General features: G+C 72.0%; 17 protein-coding genes. 10 read left to right on the top strand and 7 right to left on the bottom strand.

From position 1 onward, the window contains the following. Positions 1-79 precede the first annotated feature (79 nt). Both POL25_RS07020 and POL25_RS07015 read left to right on the top strand, forming a co-directional pair. On the top strand, positions 80-700 hold the full coding sequence (locus POL25_RS07020) for a hypothetical protein (RefSeq protein WP_272085127.1): 621 nt from the start codon (positions 80-82) through the stop codon (positions 698-700). A 419-nt stretch (positions 701-1,119) separates the two neighbouring features. Next, complete coding sequence (locus POL25_RS07015) at positions 1,120-2,589, top strand: hypothetical protein (protein WP_272085126.1); 1,470 nt, start codon at positions 1,120-1,122, stop codon at positions 2,587-2,589. A gap of 42 nt (positions 2,590-2,631) precedes the next feature. On the opposite strand, the gene POL25_RS07010 is transcribed toward POL25_RS07015, so the two are convergent. Further along, positions 2,632-3,750 (bottom strand): MBL fold metallo-hydrolase, encoded by a 1,119-nt coding sequence (locus POL25_RS07010; RefSeq protein ID WP_272085125.1) that lies wholly within the window; start codon positions 3,748-3,750, stop codon positions 2,632-2,634. Between the two features lie 389 nt (positions 3,751-4,139). Between POL25_RS07010 and POL25_RS07005 the strand changes: the two genes are divergently transcribed. The 7 genes from POL25_RS07005 to POL25_RS06975 all read left to right on the top strand — a co-directional run bounded on the left by POL25_RS07005 (position 4,140) and on the right by POL25_RS06975 (position 11,075). After that, complete coding sequence (locus tag POL25_RS07005) at positions 4,140-4,745, top strand: hypothetical protein (RefSeq protein ID WP_272085124.1); 606 nt, start codon at positions 4,140-4,142, stop codon at positions 4,743-4,745. A 285-nt stretch (positions 4,746-5,030) separates the two neighbouring features. Then, positions 5,031-5,231 (top strand): hypothetical protein, encoded by a 201-nt coding sequence (locus POL25_RS07000; protein WP_272085123.1) that lies wholly within the window; start codon positions 5,031-5,033, stop codon positions 5,229-5,231. Positions 5,232-5,609: 378 nt separating this feature from the next. After that, positions 5,610-6,338, top strand: coding sequence for a hypothetical protein (locus tag POL25_RS06995; protein ID WP_272085122.1), 729 nt, complete (start codon positions 5,610-5,612; stop codon positions 6,336-6,338). 95 nt (positions 6,339-6,433) lie between these two features. After that, complete coding sequence (locus POL25_RS06990) at positions 6,434-7,417, top strand: glutathione S-transferase family protein (protein ID WP_272085121.1); 984 nt, start codon at positions 6,434-6,436, stop codon at positions 7,415-7,417. Between the two features lie 278 nt (positions 7,418-7,695). Further along, the gene (locus POL25_RS06985) at positions 7,696-9,057 is read left to right on the top strand and encodes a sigma 54-interacting transcriptional regulator (protein ID WP_308477890.1); all 1,362 of its coding nucleotides are present in this window, start codon (positions 7,696-7,698) and stop codon (positions 9,055-9,057) included. A gap of 85 nt (positions 9,058-9,142) precedes the next feature. Continuing rightward, the gene (locus tag POL25_RS06980) at positions 9,143-9,415 is read left to right on the top strand and encodes a hypothetical protein (RefSeq protein ID WP_272085120.1); all 273 of its coding nucleotides are present in this window, start codon (positions 9,143-9,145) and stop codon (positions 9,413-9,415) included. Between the two features lies 1 nt (position 9,416). Continuing rightward, entirely contained in the window at positions 9,417-11,075 is a 1,659-nt protein-coding gene (locus POL25_RS06975) for a hypothetical protein (RefSeq protein WP_272085119.1), read from the top strand. Between the two features lie 33 nt (positions 11,076-11,108). On the opposite strand, the gene POL25_RS06970 is transcribed toward POL25_RS06975, so the two are convergent. From POL25_RS06970 to POL25_RS06950, 5 genes are all read right to left on the bottom strand, one after another. Further along, positions 11,109-12,212, bottom strand: coding sequence for a hypothetical protein (locus POL25_RS06970; RefSeq protein WP_272085118.1), 1,104 nt, complete (start codon positions 12,210-12,212; stop codon positions 11,109-11,111). A 34-nt stretch (positions 12,213-12,246) separates the two neighbouring features. Then, positions 12,247-12,606 carry a hypothetical protein gene (locus tag POL25_RS06965; RefSeq protein ID WP_272085117.1) on the bottom strand — a complete coding sequence of 120 codons (360 nt, stop codon included), beginning with the start codon at positions 12,604-12,606 and terminating at the stop codon, positions 12,247-12,249. 15 nt (positions 12,607-12,621) lie between these two features. Next, positions 12,622-13,950, bottom strand: coding sequence for a GAF domain-containing sensor histidine kinase (locus POL25_RS06960; RefSeq protein ID WP_272085116.1), 1,329 nt, complete (start codon positions 13,948-13,950; stop codon positions 12,622-12,624). Between the two features lie 616 nt (positions 13,951-14,566). After that, positions 14,567-16,903 carry a hypothetical protein gene (locus tag POL25_RS06955; protein ID WP_272085115.1) on the bottom strand — a complete coding sequence of 779 codons (2,337 nt, stop codon included), beginning with the start codon at positions 16,901-16,903 and terminating at the stop codon, positions 14,567-14,569. Between the two features lie 362 nt (positions 16,904-17,265). Next, complete coding sequence (locus tag POL25_RS06950) at positions 17,266-20,481, bottom strand: serine/threonine-protein kinase (RefSeq protein WP_272085114.1); 3,216 nt, start codon at positions 20,479-20,481, stop codon at positions 17,266-17,268. A 102-nt stretch (positions 20,482-20,583) separates the two neighbouring features. Here POL25_RS06950 and POL25_RS06945 point away from each other — a divergent pair, with 102 nt between their 5' ends. Continuing rightward, positions 20,584-21,510, top strand: a complete 927-nt coding sequence (locus POL25_RS06945; protein WP_272085113.1) for an ADYC domain-containing protein — start codon at positions 20,584-20,586, stop codon at positions 21,508-21,510. 147 nt (positions 21,511-21,657) lie between these two features. Here the strand turns inward: POL25_RS06945 and POL25_RS06940 are convergent, their stop codons facing one another. Next, complete coding sequence (locus POL25_RS06940) at positions 21,658-23,151, bottom strand: lamin tail domain-containing protein (protein WP_272085112.1); 1,494 nt, start codon at positions 23,149-23,151, stop codon at positions 21,658-21,660. Positions 23,152-23,354 lie beyond the last annotated feature (203 nt).

The raw sequence follows: 23,354 nt of genomic DNA, 5'->3' as shown, positions 1-23,354 counted from the left end.
CGGCCATACAGCGGTGTGAAGAACTTACGAATTGTCGGCGCCCGGCGCGGCCCCTACGATGATCGTGAGAGCACCTTCCATGCACTACCGTCATTTGTCGATCTCTGCCCATTGCCGGGCCGGCGCGCTGGCCTTCACCGTGCTCGTCGCTTGCGGCGGCCCGGAGCCGTCCGTGACGACGAGCGACGGATCGACGGAGCCGGGCTCCTCCAGCGGCGACTCCAGCGGGCAGCCCGGCAGTGGTTCGAGCCAGGACGCCAGCGAGACCGGGGCGCCGACCGGCGATTCGAGCGGCGACGGCGGGACGACCGAAGCGTCGTCCTCGACGACGGCGAGTGAGACCAGCGAGACCGGCGTGGCGGCGCCGACCTTCAGCGAGATCCACGCGACGATCTTCGCGGCGCAGGGGTGCCTCTCCAACTATTGTCACGGCGGCATGGCCCACGACCCGGAGCTGCTCGACGAGGCCACTGCGTACACCAACCTGGTCGGGGCGGCGGCGTCGCAGGCGTCGTGCGGCATGAGCGTGCGGGTGGTCCCTGGCGCGCCGGAGGAGAGCGTGCTGTGGCTGCGGGTCCGACCTTCCGCCCTCGATGATGGGGAGATGTGCGGGGCGAAGATGCCGCTGGGTTCACCGGGTCTGGGAGACGCCGATGCCCGGCGGATCTACGACTGGATCGCCGCGGGCGCGCCCCAGTGAGACCGGGGCGCTGCGCGTGGCTCTCGGGACCTGGCCTCGAGGGCCGGCGCTCGCGCCGCCCGTGGCGGTGACCGTCTCGTCGGGCCGCCTTCCATGAGAGCTGCCGGGATACGGGTGCCGCGGGACCGCGGCTCCGAACCTGTCCCCGAGGTCATGCTGGATCGGGCCCCGGGCGGCGGCTCGCCGCGAGGCGCCCGCGTGCGGCCTGACGGTGAAGTCACATGTCCGAAAGGTCAGGCCATGAGGAGTCCTGGTCGCCGCAATCTGCGTCGTGCTTGCACGGGCAAGCGTGACCTCTCTCCGCGGGCCCGGTGCCGCGGCCCCGGGCCCTGGCGAGGTCGTCGCGGTTGGGGCCCTGGACTCTGAAGCGCAGCCCGGTGTAAGGTGCTGCGGTGCATCGATTCGACGATCGGCCTCGCATGTTCGCTGCCACGTCCTGGTGGGCGCTCTCGCTGGTCTCGGCGCTCGCTTCGGGCTGCTCCGACGACGGCGCCGGGCAGACCGCGACGCAGGCGAGCTCCCCGGGGACCCTGACCACGCTGCCGGGCACGCTGTCGGACGGCACCTCGACCGGCACCTCGACGGGGGCCCCGACGAGCACCTCGACGACCTCGACCGGCCCCGGCGAGGACACGCTCACCACCACCACCGAAGCGGTCACCACGGGCGGGCCCGGCGGGCCCAAGTTCGACATCGGCGGCGGCGACCTCGGCGGCATCGACACCGACGGCTGCAGCTTCACGCCCGACGCCAACCTCACGGGCACCGTCTACGCGCCGAACCTGCAGCTCCCGATCTCCGGGGCGCTGGTCTACGTCACCGACGGGCCCGTGGAGCCGCCGGTCGACGGCGTGTTCTGCTCCGAGTGCGTCAAGCTCGCCTGCGACACGCCGAACACCTTCACGGGGCCCGACGGGAGCTTCTCGCTGCCCGCGGTCTCGGGGCCGAACCAGAAGCTGGTGATGCAGAAGGGGCAGTTCCTGCGCGTGATCGATCTGGCGGTCGCGCCCGGCGAGACGGCGCTGCCCGTCGAGCAGACCCACCTGCCCGGGCAGTGGAATCCGGACGCGGGGATGTGGATCCCGCGCATCGCGGTCTACGACACCGATCCGGACAAGGTGAAGAACGTGCTGGCCAAGTTCGGCATGGGCCAGGTCGACGGGACCGGCGCGCTGATCCCGGGGACCGAGAGCTTCACGCTCGTGAACGACGACTCGCCGACGTTCCTCGAGAACCTGACGGAGATGAACAAGTACCACATCATCTTCGTGCCCTGCGCGACGACGAAGTTCTGGGTCGGCGCGCCGAACGTGCCGGACTCGCGCCGCGAGAACGTGAAGGCCTACGTGGCCGCGGGCGGCAAGTGGTACGCGACCGACCACTCGAACGAGTACATCGAGGCGCCGTTCCCCGATTACCAGGAGTTCCACGCGCCGGCGATGCCGGACATCCAGCCGGCCTACGACTCCAACGGCCTGGTGGTCGACCCGGAGATGCTGGCCTGGTTGCAGGCGCTGCCGCCGGCGCTCAAGGACATCGGTGGCGGCAACCCGACGCTGAACAACCTGCCCGGCATCCTGACGCGGCTCAACTACTCGGGCATCGATACGATCTCGCCGGTCATCGTCCAGGACATGGAGGGCAAGGACATCGACGTCGGCCACCACACGTGGGTCGAGGGCCCGTGCGGGAGCTGCTCGAACCCGCAGATGATCCGGCCGATGGCGATCACCGGGCAGTACGGCTGCGGCCGGATGATGTACAGCACCTTCGAGAACTCGAGCGACAATCACCCGGGGCTGAACCCGCAGGAGTTGGTGCTGCTCTACATGATCCTCGAGATCGGCGTCTGCTTCGACAAGCCGCCGCCGCCGCCGCCGCCGGGCTGAGGATGAGCCATCGCCGGCGCCGTCGCGTCGTGGTCTTGGCCCTCAATCGAGGGGCCAGGGCAGCGCGGCGGCGTCCTCGGCGGAGACTTCGGGCGCGTCCGCGGGGGCCTCGCTGCGTTCGCCAGCGGCGCTGGCTCGCCACCACGGCTCGACGTCGCCGACGCGGGCCGGCTCGAAGGGCTCGCCGAGGCGAGGCATCGCCAGGTGGACGCCAAGCCGGGGGGCGCGGGCCACGAGCTGCTCCGCGGGGTCGTCCCAGGCGTGGGTGGCGAGGCTGAAGGTGCCCCAGTGGACCGGCAAGAACAGGCCGCCGCCGAGCAGCTCATGGGCCGCGAGGGCGCGCTCGGGGCCGAGGTGGATGTCGCCCCAGCCAGGGTGAAAGGCGCCGACCTCGAGCATGACGAGGTCGAAGGGGCCGAGGCGCTCGCGGATGTCGCTGTATTCGGTGGTCAGGCCAGTGTCGCCGCTGAAGAACAGGGCGTGGCGATCGCTGCGCACGGCGAAGCCGGACCACAAGGTGGTGTTGCGCGCGCCGAGGCTGCGACCGGAGAAATGCTGCGAGGGGGTGGCGGTGACGACGACGTCGCTGCCGGGCACACGCGCGCTCTCCCACCAATCGAGCTCGGTGATCCGCGCAGCGGGGATGCCCCAGGCCTCGAGGTGGGCGCCGACGCCGAGGCTGGTGACGAACGGCACCGCGGCGCGCACGAGGCCCTGAATCGTCGAATAGTCGAGGTGATCGTAATGATCGTGGGTGATGAGCACGAGGTCGACGTCGGCGAGCGCGGCGAGCGGCACGGGGATCGGCTGGAACCGCTTCGGGCCGGCGAAGCCGAGCGGCGAGGCGCGCTCGCCCCACACCGGGTCGGTCAAGATCCGGACGCCGCCGATCTCGAGCAAGACCGTCGAGTGACCGAGCCAGGTGGCGCGCAGGCCCGTGTCCGGCCGCCGCGACCAGGCGGCGCGTGGATCGACGGACGGGAGCGGGGCCCCGGGGAAGCGCCGCGGGCCGCACAGCAACTCGCCGATGCCCGGCATGCCGCCAGTCTTCAGATCGGGCAGCACCGGGTGCAGATTTTTGAAGGCGTGACCATCCCAGCGCGGCGACGCCCGCATCCGCTCGAGCCGCTGGCCTGCTGCCTGTTTGCCGAATGTCTTCATGCAGTCCTCCCGTGGCCGGTCGCGCCTGCGAGGCGAGCGAGCGCGACGGAGCCGGGCGCGCGGGGCCGGAGCCGCACGCTCATGCTCCGCGCCCGGCGTGCCCACGCCGGCCCGGCAGCTCGTCCTCGGCTTCTCCCGTCGACCATGTTGCGGGCCCTGTTCGCGGCGGCCCGAGAGCACGGTACGCTGGCACCGGCGCGACCTCAAGGCGAGACGCGCGGGCTGTCCTTCGCGCCAGCCCGGCGGCGTCGTCGTGATGCGGCCTCGATCGGGCGGCGACGGCGGACCCTGGCGTTTTCGCCCCGCACGACCAGCGGCGAGCCAGCCGGTTCGCCGCTCGCGGGCACCACGCGCTCGACGCCACCCGCGGCCTCTCGTAGGCTCCGCGTATGCGTTTCTTGCCTTGCTTTGCCTTGATTTGCGCCCATCTGGCCTGCTCCCCGCAGGTGCAGGGCACCGACTCGACGACGACCACCGAGGCGACGGACTCGAGCGCGTCGACGGACTCGAGCGCGTCGACGGACTCGACGGACTCGACCAGCCCCACCGGCACGAGCGAGACGACCAGCACGACCGGCACGAGCGAGCCGACCAGCACCAGCACCACCACCAGCACCACCACCGAGGCCCCCGGCACCACCGACCCGACGGAGAGCACCAGCACCGGCCCCGTCGATACCACCGAGGGCTCCTCGAGCTCGACGGGCGCGCCGGTGGACGATTGCTCGTTCCTGGTCGGCAAGCTGTTCCTCAGCGACGAGGAGCTCGAGTGCGGCAAGGGGCCCAACGGGCTCGAGATGTGCCCGTGGAAGCTGAAGTTCACGGCCGACACGTTCGATCACCAGCTCTCGGACTACGGCCTGCAGGGCACCTATACGTGCGTCGATGGCGTCATCGAGGCGTTCGACATGCAGCAGCTGGCCCACGGCGGCACGATCGACGCCGCCACGGGCGAGCTCGTGTGGGACGAGATCGTCTACCACCCGGCGGACTGAAGCGGCGCGAGCCGTTGACCCGCGCGAACAAGGCGGCGGGCCGACCGCAGTGTCGCTCGGCGCATGCGCTGTCGCCTCCGCGGGAGTGCGCTCCTGTCGCACCCCCACCAACCTGACCCCGGGCCGCAGGCGAAGCGTCAAGCCCGGCCTTCGGGCCCGTCGCATCCAACGACCTCGACAGAACAACGAACAGGGGAGCGGCCGAAGATCGGCGTTCCGCGATGCGCGGCGAGGGTCGGTCGGCGCCGTCGATGCGACGACGCGGAGCAGCCCCCGGCGACCGTCGTGATCGAGCCGACCGCGGGACGCACTTCGCGCACTGGCGCGCGAGCAAAAACCGACCATGCCGGTATCACGATGAGCAAACTTCTTCGAGGTGCAGTCGCGGGTGTTGGGGCTTGGAAGCTCGGCGGTGGTGTCATTGGCACCGTCCTGATCTTCATCCTCTTGTGGATCGTGCTCGGCAACTTCGGCATGTTCCAATGATCGTCATGCGAGCGGGGCGCTCGCGCGCCCCGTGGCGGGCGATCGCGGTGCGTGCCGCTCGACGCGGTCCTCGCGTTGCGAGGACCCTGGCGGTCGAGGCGAGCGGTTGCGGGTTCAGCCGAACGTCGCCGGTCCTCACGCTCAGCGTGATACGATCGTCGTTGATAGGAGATGTCTCGAAGGACAGGTCAACGATCGCGGCCGACTCACTCGTCCGCGCGGCGGTTATGTCGCCGACGAGCGGAGCGAGGGCGCAGCCAATCGGGCGGAGCGCCAGCAGACCCGCGGTCATGATCGGGGCCGATGGCCGGCAGCGGAGCTGGGTCACGCACTACGAGGTGATCGTCCGCCGGTCCGCGGCGCACCACGCTCGTAGCCATGCTGAAATTCGCCGCCGAGAAACTCAAGCTGATCCAGTCGCTCTTGCTCGAGCTGTTCGAGCCGCCGCAACTGCGCAAATTCATCGCCGAGTGGGGCGGGCGACAGATCGCCAACCAGATCCCGCCCGAGGTCGTCACCGCCGAACTGCTGGCGCACGGCGTCACCATGACGCTCGAGCGCAACGGCATGCTCGACGAGACGCTGTTCGTCGAGCTGTACCGCGAGCGTCCGCGCTGCAAGCCGGAGATCGAGCGGGTCGCCCAGGAGTTCGGGGTCGTCATCGCGGGCGAGGCGAGCCTGGTCGCGGTCCCGGGGGCGCTGGTGGTGCGCACGCCCGACTACGTGATCCAGAACGCCTACGCGTCGCTGCGCGGCCAGCGGGACCTGCTGCGCACGTTCTTTCAGGGGCCGGTCTCGATCCACGGCGCCATCGAGGTCCTCGGCCGCGACCAGGATCTGACCCCGGCGATCGAGGCCATCCGCGCGTGGATCCGCGAGCACGCGGGCGCCTTCAGCTATGCGCCCGTGCGCAACGCGCTGCACCAGCTCGGCCTGCTCGCCGCCGGGATGGCGGCGCGCGATGACGGGCTCAGGAAGCTGACGATGATCGCGGCGATGCTGCTGCTGCCGCAGCTGGAGGGTCAGCTCAAGTCGCTCGCGCGCTTCGCTCAGCTCACCGAGAGCGAGCTGTACTCGATGGCCCTGCAGCAGCTCGACGGGGGTTGACCGCCGAACCCGGATTCGGGCTCCCGGGGGCGTGCTGGCGGCGGTGGCCCGGCCGGCGTTTTCGATCATGGTTGTCGCCGCGGAGGACCGGAGCCATGGGCATGCTCATCGACGGGGTGTGGACGACGAAGTGGTACGAGCCGGACGAGGCCGGCAACTTCGTGCGCCAGGAGTCGCAGTTCCGCGAGCGCGTGACGGCCGACGGCAGCTCGGGCTTCCCGGCGCTCGCCGGTCGCTACCACCTCTACGTCGCCCACGCGTGCCCGTGGGCCCACCGGACCCTGCTGGCGCGCGGGCTGCTCGGCCTCGAGGAAACGATCTCGATCTCGGTGGTCGATCCGTTCATGGGTGACGACGGCTGGGCCTTCACCGACCGCGACGGCTGCGTGCCCGACCCGATCTTCGGGGCCCGCTTCTTGCGCTCGATCTACCTGCGGGCCGACCCGGGCTTCAGCGGTCGCACCACGGTGCCGGTGCTGTGGGACCGCGAGCGCGCGACGATCGTGTGCAACGAGTCGCGCGAGATCTTGCGCATGCTCGACGTCGAGTTCGCGGCGCTGCACACCCGGCCCATCACGCTCTATCCGCGGCCGCTGCAGCGCAGCATCGATCGCACGATCGAGAAGATCTACGGGCCGATCAACAACGGGGTGTACCGGGCCGGCTTCGCCACCGAGCAGGCCGCGTACGAGGCGGCGGTGCGCGAGCTGTTCGCGGCGCTCGATCACTGGGAGGGCGTGCTCGCAGGCCAGCGCTTCCTGTGCGGCGAGGTCGTGACCGAGGCCGACCTCTGCATGTTCACCACGCTGCTGCGCTTCGACCCGGTCTACCACGGGCACTTCAAGTGCAACCTGCGGCGGATCGTCGATTACCCGCAGCTCTCCAATTACCTGCGCGACCTCTATCAATTGCCCGGGGTGGCCGCGCTGTGCCGGCTCGATCACATCAAGGAGCATTATTATCGCAGCCACCCGCAGGTGAACCCGACGCGCATCGTCCCGCTCGGCCCGATCTCGAACCTCGAGCAGGCGCACGATCGCGGCCGCTTCAGCGGCGAGCTGTTCGCGCCGAAGTCGTGAGGGCGGCGCCGATCCTCGTGCGGGCGCGGGTGCCCTGACGTCGCGGCGCGCTGCGCCACCGCGCGCGCCATGGGTCGCCTTCGCGCCCGCGCTGCGACCCGTGAGGACCAGCACTTCGGCGCGGGCGGGCGACATGGCGAAAGGGACAGGTCGCGGCCGGGCGCCGGGCTTGTGGCGCGGCCGTCCGCGGGCGGGCGTTCGCGGTGGCGGGGCCGTGCACGGGCCGGGCCGGGGGGCGCCTCGTTGCCCTCGCCGGCGTTTGAGCGTAGGCGTAGGCGGTGACCGGCCGGCGAGACGACGAGGGGGCGGAGCTGTCGCGTGCGAAGGGCGAGACGGCGGTGTGCGAGGGCGGCCGCGGCGGGCCGCTCGACGTCCGTCGCTTCCGTTTGACGGTGATCGAGGGGCCCGCGCGCGGGCAGGTGTGGCAGTCGAGCGGGGCGCGCTGCTCGCTCGGGGCCCACCGCAGCAACGACCTGGTGCTCGCCGATCCGACGGTGTCGCGGTTCCACTGCGAGGTGGTGGCGGAGGCCGGCGAGCTGCGCGTGCTCGACCTGCAGAGCCGCAACGGCACGGTGCTCGACGGGGTGCAGGTGCGCGACGCCAGGGCCCGGGCGGGCAGCGTGCTGCGGCTCGGCAATTCGGCGCTGCAGCTCGAGCTCAGCGCCGAGGTGAACGAGGTGCCGCTGTCGGAGGCGACGTCGTTCGGGTCGCTGTCGGGGGCGTCGCCGGTGATGCGGGCGACCTTCGCGTTGCTCGAGCGCGCGGCCGAGAGCGACGTGACGCTGCTGCTCGAGGGCGAGACGGGCACGGGCAAGAGCCAGGCGGCGCAGTCGCTGCACCGCGCCGGGGCGCGTCAAAAGGGGCCGTTCGTGATCGTCGATTGCGGGGCGATCCACGGCAACCTGCTCGAGAGCGAGCTGTTCGGCCACGAGAAGGGGGCGTTCACCGGGGCGACGGAGCGGCGGGTCGGCGCGTTCGAGGAGGCGTCGGGAGGCACGCTGTTCCTCGACGAGGTCGGCGAGCTGCCGCTCGACCTGCAGCCGAAGCTGCTGCGCGTGCTCGAGGCCCGCGAGGTCCGCCGCGTCGGCGCCAACAGCTATCGACCGGTCGATGTGCGCGTGGTGGCGGCGACGAATCGCGACCTGCGCGCCGATGTCAACGCGGGCCGGTTCCGCGCCGACCTCTACTTCCGCCTGGCAGTGATCACGATCCACATGCCGCCGCTGCGCCGCCGCCCGGAGGACATCCCGGCGATCGTCGACGAGCTGCTGCGTTCGCTGGCGGTCCGCGGCGAGGCGGCCGAGCCGCTGCGCGCGCCTGCGTTCGTGGCCCGCCTGCAGCAGGCGGCCTGGACCGGCAACGTCCGCGAGCTCCGCAACTACCTCGAGCGCTGCGCGGTGCTGCGGACGATGGGCCCGCTGGCAGAGCAGGCCGGGCCGGGGAGCGACGAGCTGGTGATCGACGCGTCGCAGCCGTACGCGGCGGAGCGCCAGCGCATCATCGCCGAGTTCGAGCGCGGGTACTTCGAGCGGCTGCTGCGCCTGCACGGGGGCAAGGTGGCGCGCGCGGCCGAGGCGGCGGGGGTCGATCGCACGTACATCTACCGCCTGCTGCGCCGCCACGCGATCGAGCAGCCCTGACGCATCGATCGCGGCTCGACGCGGCCGCCTCGCCGGAGGGACGAGGCGCTGCGAGGGCGCCGTGGGCCTGGGTATGCGGGGCTGGATGGCCGGCGCACTCGCGGGCCGCGCTCGCGCCAACGAGGTGATCGCCACGATCGACGCGAACGCAGTGGGCCGCGAGTTCATGCCCGGCGAGGTGGCGGCGGTCGAGGATGCGAACAACCGCTATCGCCGACTCGACGGGACCGCGATGGCCATCGGTATCGTCGGAGGTGTAATCCTGCTTACAAGTTTGGCTGTGCTCATCGTGAGGCCGCGCGCGGCCTCACGGGCGCGAGTTCGCGCCTGCGGCGCTGGAGTCGTGTATGCCTTCTGATATGGCTCGCCAATCGGCCCTGGTCGTCGTCCTGCTCGCGCTGGCTTCATGTCGTGATGCGCCGAATTACGCTGCGTTCCTGGCCCACGACGCTCAGATGTCCATGGGGACAGGTAGCGAGGGCAGCGGGACGACGGGGACCACCGGCGTCGAGGACACGACCGCTCCATGGACGGGCAGCTCCGAGGCGACCGCCACCGGTGAGGTCTCGAGCTCCGGCGAGGCGGGCCCGACCACCGCGGTCGACGGCGAGCTGCTGCTGCCGCAAATCCTGTCCGTCGATGTGCCCGCCTCGGTTCACCTCGCTGGGCCGGTCACGGTGACAGTGCACGCCGAGCACGCGACGGCCGTGCGCGCGACGCTCGACGGGGTCGAGCTGCAGCCGTTCGAGGATCAGGGCGGCGGCGTCTGGCTGGGCCTCGCGCCGTGCTACGGCTCCGTCGACAACGGCGACCACGTGGTCGAGGTGAGCGCGACCCACGGGCCGCTCGCCGCCAGCTGGCCGCCGGTGCCGTTCACGGTGTCGACGCCGGCGCCCGGCGGGCAAGCCTGGGCGGTGCTCGCCCCGCCGGCCTCGACGACGCGACGGGCGGCCGCCACTGCCGAGGGCGACTTGATCGAGGTCGGCGCGGTGGAGGTCGAGGGCGTGATGAAGCCGGCGATCCGCAAGCGCTCGGCGGCCAACGGCGGCGAGATGTGGGCCGAGGGGACGATCGTTCTCGACACGCGCGAGGGCTCGGCGGACGCGATCGCGGTGCGGGCCGACGGGTGGATGTGGGTGGCGATGAACGTCGTGAACCCGAACAAGAAGTGGCAGCCGCGGATCGTCCTGCTCGACGCCGACGGCCACGCGACCGGCATCGAGGCGCCGACCGAGCCCGGCGCCACGGTGCGGGGCATCGGCGTGACCGACGACGGCGGCTTCTTCGCGGTGGGGTTCGGCGGATCGGGCCTCGGTGACATGGACGTCGTGTACTGGCGGATGAGCGGCGAGGACGTGGCCACGGCGAGCGCGAAGCTGTGGGACTACTTCCCCGAGGGACAGGCGGACCTCAAGCACACTTTCGACGATCTCGCGTTCGACGTCGTCGTCGCCGACGGCGTCGCGTGGGTGGTCGGCGCGAGCACGGGGAAACACGACGGGCTACTCAACAAGGAGAGGAGCCGCGGCATAGTGGTGCGCCTCGACGTGAACACCGGCGCGGAGCTCGGCCCGGCGGCGGTTGCCGAGTCGGTGAACGTGTGGCGCCACAGCATGTTCCTCGCGGGTGGACAGCACCCCGACGGCGGCGTCGTCGTCACCGGCTCCGAGAGCATCGACGACGGCAGCATGCAGCGGATCACCGTGCAGGCGTTCGACGGCAGCAAGAGGACGTACTACACGAGCGAGCTGCCGGCATCGGTCGCGTACGGGACGGGCGTCGCATGGACCGCTCACGGCGCGCTCCTGTTCGCTGGCGTCGTGGATGTCGGCGACGGCCTTCGCGGCGCGCTCTACGGCCGCGAGCTCCCCGGCCTCAACTTCGATCATTTCATCATCGGGACCGAGCCCTCGGCCGCGCACGGGCTCGCCCTCGACGCTTACGAGCAGGTGTACCTGATCGGCGAGCGAACGCTCGGCGGCGTGCGCCAGGCCCGGGCGTCGCGCGTCGCCCGGTGAACGCCGCCCGGTCGCGCTTCGCCCGCTGGGCGCTCACTGCGGGATAAAGCTGTTACACGCCTCGTGAACGAGGCTCGCGGCGGCGCCGTTGAAGAACGTCGAATACTCGTCCGCGCACACGTCGCCTTGGTCGTTGTATGGGAACAGCTCGATCACGTCGGTGAGGTGCTGCGGCCCGGGAGGCTCGTTGTAGGTGCATCCCGGGACAGGCTCGTCGAGAAGCAGTTGCGGCACGATGGCGAGCGCGACCACGGCGTCCTCGTCGCCACCCTTCGCCGCAACGATGGCGTCATGGGCCTTCTTCGGGCTCAGGATCGACTCGTCGTCCTCGTTGTCCATGATGAACACGAAGACCAGGAGCGCGTCGGGTCGCAGAAAACCCGCGTTGCAGCCCGCGGGCCCGTTGAGCTCGGGTGACAGCGCTGCGACGAGCGAGTCGGCGAGGGGCGGATCCTTGCCAAACGTGCCCACTTGCGTGATGCACTTGAACGCTTCGACCGGATCCGGCTCCCCGTCGATGATGTAGCGGTTCCCGCCGTAGAGGTCGCAGGGCTTGTTGTAGGCGTAGGCCCCGGCGTTGAAGATGAGTCCGGCGCCCAGGGTCTTGTCGCAAGTCCAGACCTGCTCGACGTACTTGCCGCACTCGTAGTTGAGCGCGTGCTGACCGCAGTTGCCGATATTCAGGCAGAAGTCGGGCGACTCGCACTGAGTGCCCCGCCATGAGCCGTCGGTGTTGATCGAGACGACGTGCGCGTCGAAGCCGGCGAAGTCGTCGGCGATCGTCTCCATGAAGCCGGGCAGGCTGGCGACCAGTTGGTCCTGCTCGGTCTTCATCGTCCCGAGGGCAGAGATCGCGAACACGAAATCGATCTTGCCCTTGCAGCCCGCGGGCGTCGGGTCGCCGAGGTCGGGCGGCAGCTGCATGTCGAACGTCGACGCCGCGCCCGAGCTGCTCGCGGCGGCGCTGTCCTCGGCGCCGCCGCTGGTCGAGCTCGACGTCGAGGTCGACGTCGTCGTGCTGCCCGAGCTGGTCGAGGTGTGCGCCACGGAGGTCACGCCCGGGCCCGTCGAGAACGCCGGCGGGCTGTCTGTCCCGCAGGCGAGCGCGAGGGCAGCGGCGGGGGCGAGACGACGCATGGCCCGTCAAGCCTACCCCGGCCGACGAGCGCTGTCACGCCCGCCTCGTCGGCGGTTCAGCGGCGCGTGTGCCCGATGGTGACCGGTTCGTCGAGCTTCCGGACCGCGAGCTCGGTGGGAGCGACCCTTGCTCGGGTCCGAGTGACCGGCGCTCCCACGATCCGACGCCACGCGCAGCGCCGATCAGCGCCGCCTCGATGACCGCGTCTTCATGCCAGACCTGCACGATACTGGCGGCGACCGCCTGCGCCTGCGCAGGACCGAGGGCCGAGAAGTCCGCTGTCTCCCAGGCCGCCGATCCTTCGGCGAACCTCAACTCGGCGACCACCGCCTCGTCGACGGTGACGAGACCGACCCCGGAGCCGTCGTCATCGGTATTTACGGCGATGGACACCCGGCCAGCCTCCTCTCATGTGTGCGAAGCCGGCCCGCCGTCGCCCTCGCGCCGGCCCTCGCGCCCACCGCACGTCGCCTCGGCGGACTCGCCGACGGTCGGCTCGTACATCGGCAGCGCCAGGCGAAAGCAGGCGCCGGGCCCGTCCGCGTGCTCGACCACCAGCGTGCCGCCGTGCGCCTGGACGATGCTGCGGGCCAGGTAGAGGCCGAGGCCGAGGCCGGACGACTTCGGTCCGAGGGCGAAGCGGTCGAACAGCGTCGGCAGGAGCTCGGCGGGGATGCCGGGCCCGAAGTCGCGGATGCGGACGAGGCTCCAGTTGGCGCCGTCGAAGCGGTCGCGGCGGATCGTCAGCGACAGCCCCGCCCCCTCGGGGGAGTGGGAGGACGCATTGTGCAGCAGGTTCTCGAGCGCCTGCCGCATCGCGTCGGGGTCGGCCCGCGCCAGCACCTGCGGCGGCGCCTCGATCTCGATCCTCCGCCCGCCGGTGGCGAACAGCGCGGCGGTGCCGCGGGTGAGCTCGACGAGGTCGACGAGCTGCAGCCGGAGGTCGAACAGGCCGCGCTCGATCCGCTCGACGCTGAGGAGATTGGACAGCACCCGCGCCAGCCGCTCGACCCCGCGGCTCGCCTTGCTCAGCTCGTCGACGTCGGGCGCGCGCGCCTCTGCCTCCGCCCGCACCGTCAGCACGTCCAGCCGCGCGGCCAGCGGCGTGATCAGGTTGCGCAGGTCGTGCGCCACGACCGCGACCAGCTCCTCGGCCGTCCGCTGGCGCGCGCGCTCGGCGGCCACGCGGGTGGCCTCCTCGACCAGCTCGGCGCGGTGCGTCACCACCCCGACCCAGTGGGCCACGGCGGCCAGGAACTCGAGGTCGCTCCAGCGGTACTTGTTTCGGGTCGCGGCCGCCACCATCAGCACCCCGCGGCGCTTGCCTTGCACCTCGATGGGCACGGCGATCGACGACTGCACCTTGAGCCCCTCCTTGATCCCCTGCAGCTCGCCGGGGTCGGCCTGCACGTCGTCGCACAGGTGGCGCTTGCCGGTCTGGAACACCTCGGCGGCGCGGCCCCCGTTGCTGAGCGGCATGTAATCGAGGCCGAGAGCACGCTGGAGGCGGGACATCGGCGAATCATTGGTCCCGAGCGCCACCAGCGAATCGCGGGCGGCGTCGTGCAGGAACGCGTCCACCTTATCGGTCTCGATCACCGAGGCTACGACCTCGCAGGCCTCGACGAGGGTTTCGCGGACCGACGTGACCGGCAGCGCGAGCAGCCGCGTCAGCGCCAGGAACAGCGGCGGTTCGGTCGCGCGCTCGCCGGAGGTGGAGTCGGAAAGATCGGCCATGGGCACACGGGCGTGCAGGCCCGGATCGTATGGACCAAACTCCGGCGATGGGCGAGCCCGCGCTCCTGCCGGGCGGCGGGCGCAGGGAGCAACTCCCGCCCGCCGCATCGTCGCCCGGACGCGGCGCGCCTGGGCGCAGGAGACGCGCCGTCCGCCGTCAGCGCCAACGCTGGAAAAAACCCCGGCCGAACCGCCCCCCGGGCAGGCTGCTCCGCGGGACCGGCTCGCGCCGATGTCCACGGCGTCTACGCGCTCTCCGATCGCACCGTCATCGTCCGCGGCGTACTCCGCGAGACGGTTGTCACCAAGGTCGATCCGAACCTCGCTGGCCGCGGACCGGGCACCTACTACGCCGTCGTCGATCCAGCCACGGGCGAGCTGGCCAGGACGGCCCTAGCCGACCCCGTAGTACACGGCGCTGCCAAAGAAGCCCTCGAGGTTCATGTTGTCGGCCTCGCCGTTGGCCCTTGGCCTCGATGAACTTGGCGTTCCAGGGGAAGACGCGCTTGCGGAGGTAGTCGATCCCCGCGTCGCAGTAGGCTCTCCAGGCCGCGTGCATGCGGGTAGCGTCGAGGCGGTAGAGGACGAGGCGGCGCGGTCGGGCATTGCTGCGAGTTCAGGGCACGTCGTAGGTGGCGCTGGCGGTGGGGCTGCCGCTGGCGGGCGGGACGTGGGCCGTGACGCGCCACGAATGATTCGACCAGTTCGAACCGGAGTGGAGGTGGCACGGGTTGTCGGCCGGCGTGTAGGTGCACTCGCCCCAGCCTTCGTCGCCGATCGGGACGCACTGGATGTCCCATTCGGGCTGGCCGCCGCGGAAGGCGGTGTCGATCTCGTACTCGTAGGGGCCGTGGATCTGGTGGTCGGCCTCGATGGCGATGATGAACTGGTGCGGGCTGTTCACGTCCTCGGTGGTGGCGGCCCCGGGCGCCCGGAACTTGAAGCGTGGGTACTGCTGACAATCGAGGAGGACGCCGTCGCGCGGGCTGACGATGACGGGGCCGCCGGTGAGCGGCTCGCAGAAGGTGGGGTTGCACTCCTTCCAGATCTCGCCGGCGGCGAGGATGACCTTGATCGGATCGAACAGCGCCGCGCCGAACGCTCTCCACCCGAACTCGGCGCCGCCCTCCCAGAAGGCCTGGTTGCAGGTGTCGCACTGGGAGTGGCCGAGGGTGTGGCGCAGGCCGACGCTGGCCAGCGGGGCGATGTAAGGGCCGTCGAGGAAGCCGAGCGTCAGGACGAATTTGGCGAGCAAGGTGGCCCGGACTTCGGGGCCGATGGCGGCGCCGAAGGTGTCGAGGAAGCCGCCGACGTTGGTCTCGAGGTCGGTGCGCCAGCCGGTGTGATCCTTGACGGCGCTGGCGCGGCCGCGGGCCTGAAGCGTGCCGGTGAACTTGAGGGCGGCGGCGAGCTGCAGCTCGGGCTGCAACATGACCGACAGCGGGACGGCGAGCGGCAAGGTGCCGAGGTAAATCTCGCCGAACGCCAGCGAGTGGGTGAGCGCGGCCTTGACGACGATGGTGATGTCGAGCGCCGGCGCGATGGCGAGGTCGGCGTGGGGGATGCTGAAGAAGCCGACGTCGAGCTCGAAGCGCTCGATCTCGAGGCCGGGCTGGAGGTGCAGCTCGCCGTTTTCGGTGACCTTGAACACGAACTTGGGGCCGTTGGGCGCGGGCTCGGTCTGGTGAACGACCTGGTCGAGCGCGAGCTTGGCGGGCGCGGGCTCGTCGAGGCTGGCGGGGAAGTCGAGCGCGGGGACGATCTCGTCGGGGCAGGGCTCCTCGACGCAGCGGGCCTGGGAGGTGTCGATCTGCAGGTCGCGCGCGCCGAAGAAGCCGCCGGCGAGGACATCGTCGAGGCCGACCGGGAGGCCGGTGAGCTCGAGGTCGGCGTCGACGATCGTGACGCCTTCGACGCGCAGCATGTAGCCGCGCGGGCCGCCGTGACCGACGACGATCTCGCCCGGGGTGACGTCGGGGAGGGTGCCGGCGTCCTTGAAGTGGAGGACGACCGTGCTGAGGTCGGGCGCAGGCGCGACGGTGATGTCGGCGCCGAGGAAATCGGGCCGGTCCTCGAGGAACCGGACTTCGGGCTTGTAGTCGAGGTGGTTGGCGTAGATGTCGGTGCCGGCCCAGGCCCGCCGCTGACCGTCGGTGACGACGAGCTCGGGCTGGTGCTTGCCGACGCCGTAGGTCCACTGCGGTAGCGCGGCGGTCTTGATCAGCTCCGTGGTGTGGTCGCAGGGCTCGAGGATCTGGTCGGGCTGACCGTCGCCGTCGAGGTCGAGCTCGCAGCGCAGCTGGGCTGCGGGATCGGCGTCGAGCCGCCAGCCGAAATGGGCCGACACGGGCGCGTCGCCCCAGCCGGCTTCGACCGGATCGAAGCGATCGACGGCGAGCGGGGCCTCGTCACAATTTTCGTCGCCGCCGATGGCGGAGAAGATCAGCCGCGACTCGGCGGCGTAGGTGTCCTTGTACGTGCGCTGGACATCGATGGGCTCGCCGAAGGCGAGGTCGAGCTCGTAGTGGCAGTCCGGCAGGCGCGCGCGCAGGAGGTAGCCGTCGCCGCCGCCGAGGCGGGTGGTGTGGACGTCGAAGGCGGTCGGCGGATAGGCGGGGTTGAGGCCGAGGCCGATGCCCTGCGTGGTGTAGGCGGCGAGGGTGAGGCGGCGGTGATCGGCGGCGCAGGCGGGGGTGACGGTGAAGGAGAGCTCGACGAGGTCGCGCGGGCGGGCGAGCTCACCGAGGCCGAGCTCGAGGTCGCTGGTGACGTCGACGGTGCCGTCGTCGTGGTGCAGGCGCAGCTTGAGGTCGTCGAGGCAGTCGAGGCCGGGGGTGGCGGTGAGGAAGGCTTCACGCGCGGTAGGAGCCGGCTCCGGGGCGTGCTCGGGGTCGCAGGCGGCGACGACGGCGAGGCTGACGGTGGTGATGAGACGCGAAGATCGAGGATGCATGGGTTGGGCTCTCGCGGACCGCCAGTGCAGCGCCCGTGCCACGCGCGGCGAAGGGGCGGCGGGGGCTGCTCCCTCGGTTTGCGAGCAGGTTGTGGTCGGCCGGTCGACGCGCGAGGCGGGGGCGTGGCGGCGCGGACGACAACCGGCGAGCGCCCGGGTGATGCGCGGGTCACTCGGTGATGCGGAGCGATGGCCCGAGTGACGCAGCGAGGACCGAGGGCGCGAGTCGTTCGGTGATGCGGAGCGATCGCGCGAGTGATGCGGCGAGGACCGAGGATGCGAGGTCGTTCGCTGATGCGCTCGCGGAGTGATTCGCGTCGGACGGGACGCGGAGCGGGCGCGGAGCGATCGCGTGGAGCGAGTCAGTGGGTTGCGAGCCAGGTGCGGACGGCTTCGGCTTCGGCTTCGTGATTGTCGGCCGAGGCGAGCGTGGCGAGGGCGGTCTCGGCCAGCTGGCGGGCCTGGGACGGGTCGGCGACGAGCCTGGCGCGGTCGAAGCGGAGCCGGGCCAGCGCCGGCAGGTCGGGGTCGGCGGCGGCGACGTAGATCTGCTCGGCGCGCTCCAGGTGGGCGCGGGCCTGCTCGGGGCGGCCCGCGGCGGCCTCGCTGACGCCGAGCTGCGCCAGGGCCCCGGCGGTGCGCGGGTTGTCCTCGGCGACGACCTCGGCGAGCACGGCGACGGCGGCCTCGCTGGCGAGCAGGGCCTCGTCGGCGCGGCCGAGGGCCTGGCAGGCGCGCGCCTCGAGCTCGTGGGCGCGGGCCAGCAGGAGGGCCTGGCTCGGCGCGCGGGCCAGGGCGTGGGCGGTGGCTCGCGCGCTGGCCAGGGCCTCGGCGGGGCGGCCGAGCGTCAGCTCGAGCTCGGCGCGGTCGCACTCGAGGTCGCGGCGGCGGGCGTGGTCGGGCGGCAGGGCCTGGGTCAGCAGGGCCTCGGCGCGGGCGTGGTGCTGCCAGGTGGCGTCGCGGTCGCCGAGCAGGGCGGCGGCGTGGGCCGCGAGCGCGGCGATGTTGGCGAGCGCGAGCGGGTCGTCGCGGCCGAGCAGCAGGGTCTCGGCGAGGGCGAGGTGGTCGCGGGCGACGGCCGGGCGGCGGCGCACGAGGGCCAGCCACGCCAGCTGCTGCTCGACGAAGGCCAGGGCGGCGTGGTCGGGGTCGGGGCGAGCCTCGGCGGCGGCGCGCACGGCCAGGAGGGTCGACTCGGCGTCGGCGAGGCGGCGGTGCTTGAGCTGGGCCATGCCGAGGTTGGCGCGCACCAGCAGGGTGGTCGGGTGGGCCGCGCCGAAGGCCCGCTCGCCGATCGCCAGGGCGGCCTGCAGGGCCTGGGTGGCCGCGCCGGTGCGATAGAGGTCGTTGCGCAGGGTGCCGAGGTTGGCGAGGGTGTAGACCAGCTCACCGGCGTCGGGGCCGAGCGCGGCGGTCTTGGCGGCGACGGCGGCGACCAGCAAGGCCTCGGCGCGGGCCCACGCGCCCTGGCCGAGCGCGACGGCGCCGGCGTTGTTGAGCAGCTCGCCGCGCAGGGCCCCGCGATCGCCGATGCGATCGAGCAGGGCGAGGGCGACCTCGTGATCGGCGGCGGCGGCTTCGGGGCGGCCGAACCGGTAGCCGCGCACGAACAGGCGCCGGGCCAGGGCCTCGGTGGCGACGCGGTCGTGGCCGCTGCGCAGGCCCTCGCGGAAGGCGGTGGTGAGGGCCTCGTCGGCGGCCGCGGGGTCGCTGGCGAGGAGGGCGCGGCCGCGTGACAGCGCCAGCTCGGCGCCGAACGGGCGGTGGCCGGTGGCGGCCGCGGCGGGCGCGAGGGCGTCGGCGGCCAGCACGGCGCGCTCGTAGAGGCCGGTGCTCTCGAGCGCGCGCACGTGGGCGAGGCCGGCCTGGAAGCGGGCCACGGCGGCGGCGAGGGCGGGGTCCCGCGGCGGCCGCAGGGGGTCGGCGAGCAGGCCCTCGAGGTCGCCGCAGGCGGCGATCGGCGGCAGGGCGTCGGCGGCGAGGGCGGCCCCGGACAGCGAGGCGGCGTCGACCTCGGCGAGCACGCCGGTGAGGGCGGCCAGGTCGGTGCGGCGCAGCTCGAGGCAGCGCATGCGCAGGTCGTACTGGGTGTCGGACTGGCGGCCGGCGCGGTGGGCCTGGCAGGCGTCGTCGTGCATGGCGGCCCACTCGCCGGCGTAGGCGCCCAGGCGGGCCTCGAGGTGGGCCCAGGTGGCCGGGGCGAACGGCTGGCGCAGGCCGAGGATGGCGGCGCCGAGCCGGTCGCGGCGGGCGTCGTCCCACACGCCATGCAGGGCGGCCGCGCCGTCGGGGCAGGCCTGCGGCCCGGCGGCGGCGAAGAACCACCCACCGAGCAGCCCGAGCAGGCCCAGGCCGGCGCCGAACAGGCCGATCTGGAGGCGGCGGCGGCGGGCGGCGGCCGGGTCGCCCGCCAGCGCGGCCAGCAGGGCGTCCATCGAGGCGTGGCGGCGGGCGGGGTCGGGGGCGAGGCCGCGCACCACGGCGCGCCGCAGCCACGCAGGCACGGCGGAGCCGGGCGGGGCCGGTTCGACCTCGCCGCGATCGATCGCCGCGCGCAGGGCCGCCAGCGAGCTGCGGGGGAACGGCGGGGCGCCGTAGAGCGCCTCGTAGGCGGTGACGCAGAAGCTGAACTGGTCGCTGCGCTCGTCGCAGGCCAGGCCGGCGTGCTGCTCGGGGGCCATGTACGCCGGCGTGCCGAGGACCGCCCCGGCGCGGGTGAGCGCGACGTCCAGCAGCCGGCGCCCGGGCGAGGCCGCGGGCGGCGTGGGGTCGGTGTCGCCGGTCTCGAAGGCGCGCGCGAGCCCGAAGTCGGCGACCTTCACGCTGCCGTCGACGCCGACGAGGGTGTTGTGCGGCTTGTAGTCGCGGTGGACGATGCCGGCCCGGTGCGCCGCCGCGAGCCCGCGCCCGGCCGCGAGCAGGACCGGGAGCACGTCCTGCCAGGGGCGCGCGGCGGCGGCCAGCCAGGCGTCGAGGCTCTGGCCGCGCACGAACTCCATGGCGATGAAGTGCTGGGCGCCGAGGCCGACGACCTCGAACACGGAGACGATGTTGGGGTGCGAGAGGCGAGCCATCGCCTGGGCCTCGCGCAGCAGGCGATCGTCGCCGCGGCCGCCCGCGTGGTGCAGCAGCTTGAGCGCGACCTTGCGGTCGAGCAGCTCGTCGTAGGCGGCGTAGACGACGCCCATGCCGCCGGCGCCGAGCCGCTCCAGCACGGTGAAGCGACCGAGCCGCACCGGCGCGGCGCCGAGCCGCTCCACATCGCTGGCGAGGGCGTGGCCCGGGGCGACGGTGATCCGCGAGGGCTCGTCGAGGGCGGCGGTGATGGGCCGCGGGAGGGCGCTGTCGACGAAGGAGGCGGTGGGCGTGGACGCGGCGTCGACGAAGGGCGCGGTGGCGGGCGGTGGTGAGGACGGGGCGTCGACGAAGGGGGCAGTGACGAGCCGTGGCGAGGAGGCGGTGACGCGGGCGGGGTCCTCGAAGGCGGCGGTGGCGGGCGAGGACGCGGCGTCGACGAGGGATGCGGGGACCGGTCGTGGCGAGGACGCCGGGGCCGGCGCGGGGGGCTCGCGGGTCACAGGCGGGAGGCTAACGGCGTGTCGGCAGCGCTGCAAACGGGCGCGGTCGCGCGCCCCCGATCGGGCCCGAGATTTGCAGAGGCGCCGGGCATGCGACCTGCCTTGCCGCTCTGGACCCCTGTCGGCCCCCTCCTCGCGTCCCTGCTGTGGACCGCCTGTGCCCCCGAAGACGAAGCCGCCGAGCTGCGCGTGCTGCTGACCGGCGGCAACTCGGGCGGCGGCACCGTGTTCAACACCCACGTGCTCGACGAGCACGAGTTCTCCGAGCTGGTGCCGTCGCTCGGCGTGCCGCACATGGGCGTGCGGCTCGACCGCGTCGCGCTCGCGGACGAGGAGGATCTGGCGGGGCTGGTGGAGGACACCGGCGAGCTGATCGGGGTCGACGGGTTCGGCGAGACGCGCCGCGGCGCCGCGCTGCTCGGCTCGGCGTGGTCGATCGGCTTCAACATGGGGATGGTGAATCGGACGATGTTCCTGATCGACGCCTTCGAGGCCGACGGGGTGCCGCGCTACCGCTTCTATCACCACCAGGGCGACGTCGAGGTGCCGAATTGCCCCGACGCCGCCAACGAGCCGGGCAGCGCGCGGGTGCTGTCGGGGCTCACCATCGACGAGAGCACCGGCGAGGTGTCGGCCGCCCCGGGCACGCTCTACCTGGCGTGCGACACCGGGGCGACCGGCAAGGCGGCCGAGCTCGGGTATTATGATTTGGCGCGCACGACGGGCGATCTGGGGCTGTTCGAGACGGCCATTCGGGTGATCCGCGCCGATTATTGCTATGACGGGACACCGCACACGCAGGCCGGGGTGGAGCTGGTGCTCGAGGACGTGTGGTGGATCCACGGCGCCACCGAGCAATACTTCAAGAGCCCGGTGGAGGCCGCGTGGGGCCATGACGGGCTGGTCTGCCGCGGCAAGGGCCGGCTCGAGGACATCGATTGCCTCGACAAGAAGGAGGTCCCGATCTGCCCGGAGGGGGCGACATTCGCGACGCTGCCAGACGCGCTGTTCATCACGCGCATCCCATAGATCCTCGCGCCCGGCCCGAGGGCTGATTGTGGCCTGTACGCCCTCGGGGGACCCCTCTCGGGGAATCGCGGTGCCGCGATCGAGGTGAATGTCGGCAGCGCGCCCTGCGATGAATGCAATCGGGCGCGCCGCGGAGGTTCGACGCTATCAGGGCAGGTTGGCCGCGGCGGGGGTGATGTTCTTGGTGAACTTCCAGTCGCTGGCGGCGTTGTTGCTGTCCTTGCCGTTGGGCAGGCGGACCAGGGAGCCGGCGCCGGCGGCGTCGTCGATCACGCTGGCCGGCAAGGCCATGCCCTCGACCAGGCTGACGACGCCGATGCCGGCGATGTTGACCGCGGTGATCGGGCCGTCGTACGAGAGGGCGTCGACCAGCTTCTTGGCGGTCTTGTCGATGAGGGCGATGCCGTCTGGGTCGCTGCCGCCGTTCTGAATGATGCCGTTGCTGATGGTGACCTTGAGGGCCGGAGCGGGCACGGCGAAGTTGGCGTTGGCGAGCACGAGGTACTGGCCCGGGTTGATGCTGCCGGCCAGGTTGATGGTGGCGTAGGTGGTGTTGGTGGCGCCGTTGACGAGCACGACGGCGTGGTTGCCGAGGTCGATCGGGGCGCCGGAGGTGTTGAGGATCTCGATGAACTCGGCGTTGTCGCTGCCGGGCTGGTCGTAGTCGACCTCGTTGATGACGAGGCCGACGCCGGCCATGCACGGGCCGCAGTCGGGGCCGCCGCAGTCGATGCCGGTCTCGCCGCCGTTCTTGACGCCGTCGTTGCAAGTGGGGCCGACGCAGATGCCAGCCTCACAGTCTTTTTTGAGGCAGTCGGCGTCGAGCTTGCAGGCGAGGCCGTCAGCGCAGGGGCTGCAGGACTTGCCGCCGCAGTCGAGGTCGGTCTCGTCGCCGTTCTTGGCGCCGTCGTTGCAAAGGGGGATCGCGCATTGACCGTCGAGGCAGACGCCGCTCTGACAGTCGGTGGCGATCAGGCAGTCGAGGGCGGCGCCGCACGGATCGCACTCGGGGCCGCCGCAGTCGACGTCGGTCTCGTCACCGTTGGTGAGATCGTCGCTGCAAGTGGGTGCCTGGCAGATGCCGTCGATGCAGGTCTGGGTGGCGCAGTCGAGGTCGACGGCGCAGGCCTGCGATTCACCGCAGGCAGGACAGTCGGGGCCGCCGCAGTCGAGGTCGGTCTCGTCGCCGTTTTGAAGCTCGTCGTCGCAGGTGGCAGGCACGGGGCCGCAGGAGCCGTCGATGCAGCTATGGCCGGCGCAATCGTCGTCGAGGACGCAGGCGTCGCCGTCGGGGCAGGCCGGGCAGGCCGCGCCGCCGCAATCGATGTCGGTCTCGTCGCCGTTCTGCAGGCCGTCCTTGCACGATTCGGCGGCGGCCGTGGTGCCGTCAGTGGTGTCGGTGCTGACGTCGGTGGTCGACGAGGTGGTGGTGGTGCCCACGTCGGTGGTGGGCTCGTCGGTGGTGACAGCGGTGGTCGGCTCGCCGGTGGTCGGGTCCCCGGTGGTGGTCGAGGTGGTGGTCTGGGTGGCGCCGACGGTGGTGAGCACCGCGGTCGTGGCGGCGGTGAGTGCGGAGGAATCGTCGGTGCAGGCGGGGAGGAGGAGGACGAGGACACCGAGGCGGGGGGCGAGCTTCGACATGCCGGGGAGGGTATAGAAGCCGCGCGGCGCCGTCCAAGGCCCCTGCATGTGCGTCGATTCGAGACGGGCCCGTGACGCGGTCGTCACGGGGCTCGATGGTTTGTGTCGGTGGGTGTCGGTACTATGTGTATTGCGCCATGCCGGGTGGATGACGGCGCTGTCAGATCTGCGGAGCGGAGGGCACGATGCGCCCCGGGTGCCGT

The organism is Nannocystis bainbridge, from assembly GCF_028368995.1.
Lineage (GTDB): Bacteria > Myxococcota_A > Polyangia > Nannocystales > Nannocystaceae > Nannocystis > Nannocystis bainbridge.
Note: the sequence above shows the minus strand (reverse complement) of the source record. Positions and strands in the feature narration are given on the sequence as shown.

Coding starts and splice junctions, on each gene's coding strand:
- POL25_RS07020 (WP_272085127.1), top strand. CDS start 80: ATGCACTACCGTCATTTGTCGATCTCTGCCCATTGCCGGGCCGGCGCG.
- POL25_RS07015 (WP_272085126.1), top strand. CDS start 1,120: ATGTTCGCTGCCACGTCCTGGTGGGCGCTCTCGCTGGTCTCGGCGCTC.
- POL25_RS07010 (WP_272085125.1), bottom strand. CDS start 3,750: ATGAAGACATTCGGCAAACAGGCAGCAGGCCAGCGGCTCGAGCGGATG.
- POL25_RS07005 (WP_272085124.1), top strand. CDS start 4,140: ATGCGTTTCTTGCCTTGCTTTGCCTTGATTTGCGCCCATCTGGCCTGC.
- POL25_RS06995 (WP_272085122.1), top strand. CDS start 5,610: ATGCTGAAATTCGCCGCCGAGAAACTCAAGCTGATCCAGTCGCTCTTG.
- POL25_RS06990 (WP_272085121.1), top strand. CDS start 6,434: ATGGGCATGCTCATCGACGGGGTGTGGACGACGAAGTGGTACGAGCCG.
- POL25_RS06980 (WP_272085120.1), top strand. CDS start 9,143: ATGGCCGGCGCACTCGCGGGCCGCGCTCGCGCCAACGAGGTGATCGCC.
- POL25_RS06975 (WP_272085119.1), top strand. CDS start 9,417: ATGGCTCGCCAATCGGCCCTGGTCGTCGTCCTGCTCGCGCTGGCTTCA.
- POL25_RS06970 (WP_272085118.1), bottom strand. CDS start 12,212: ATGCGTCGTCTCGCCCCCGCCGCTGCCCTCGCGCTCGCCTGCGGGACA.
- POL25_RS06960 (WP_272085116.1), bottom strand. CDS start 13,950: ATGGCCGATCTTTCCGACTCCACCTCCGGCGAGCGCGCGACCGAACCG.
- POL25_RS06955 (WP_272085115.1), bottom strand. CDS start 16,903: ATGCATCCTCGATCTTCGCGTCTCATCACCACCGTCAGCCTCGCCGTC.
- POL25_RS06940 (WP_272085112.1), bottom strand. CDS start 23,151: ATGTCGAAGCTCGCCCCCCGCCTCGGTGTCCTCGTCCTCCTCCTCCCC.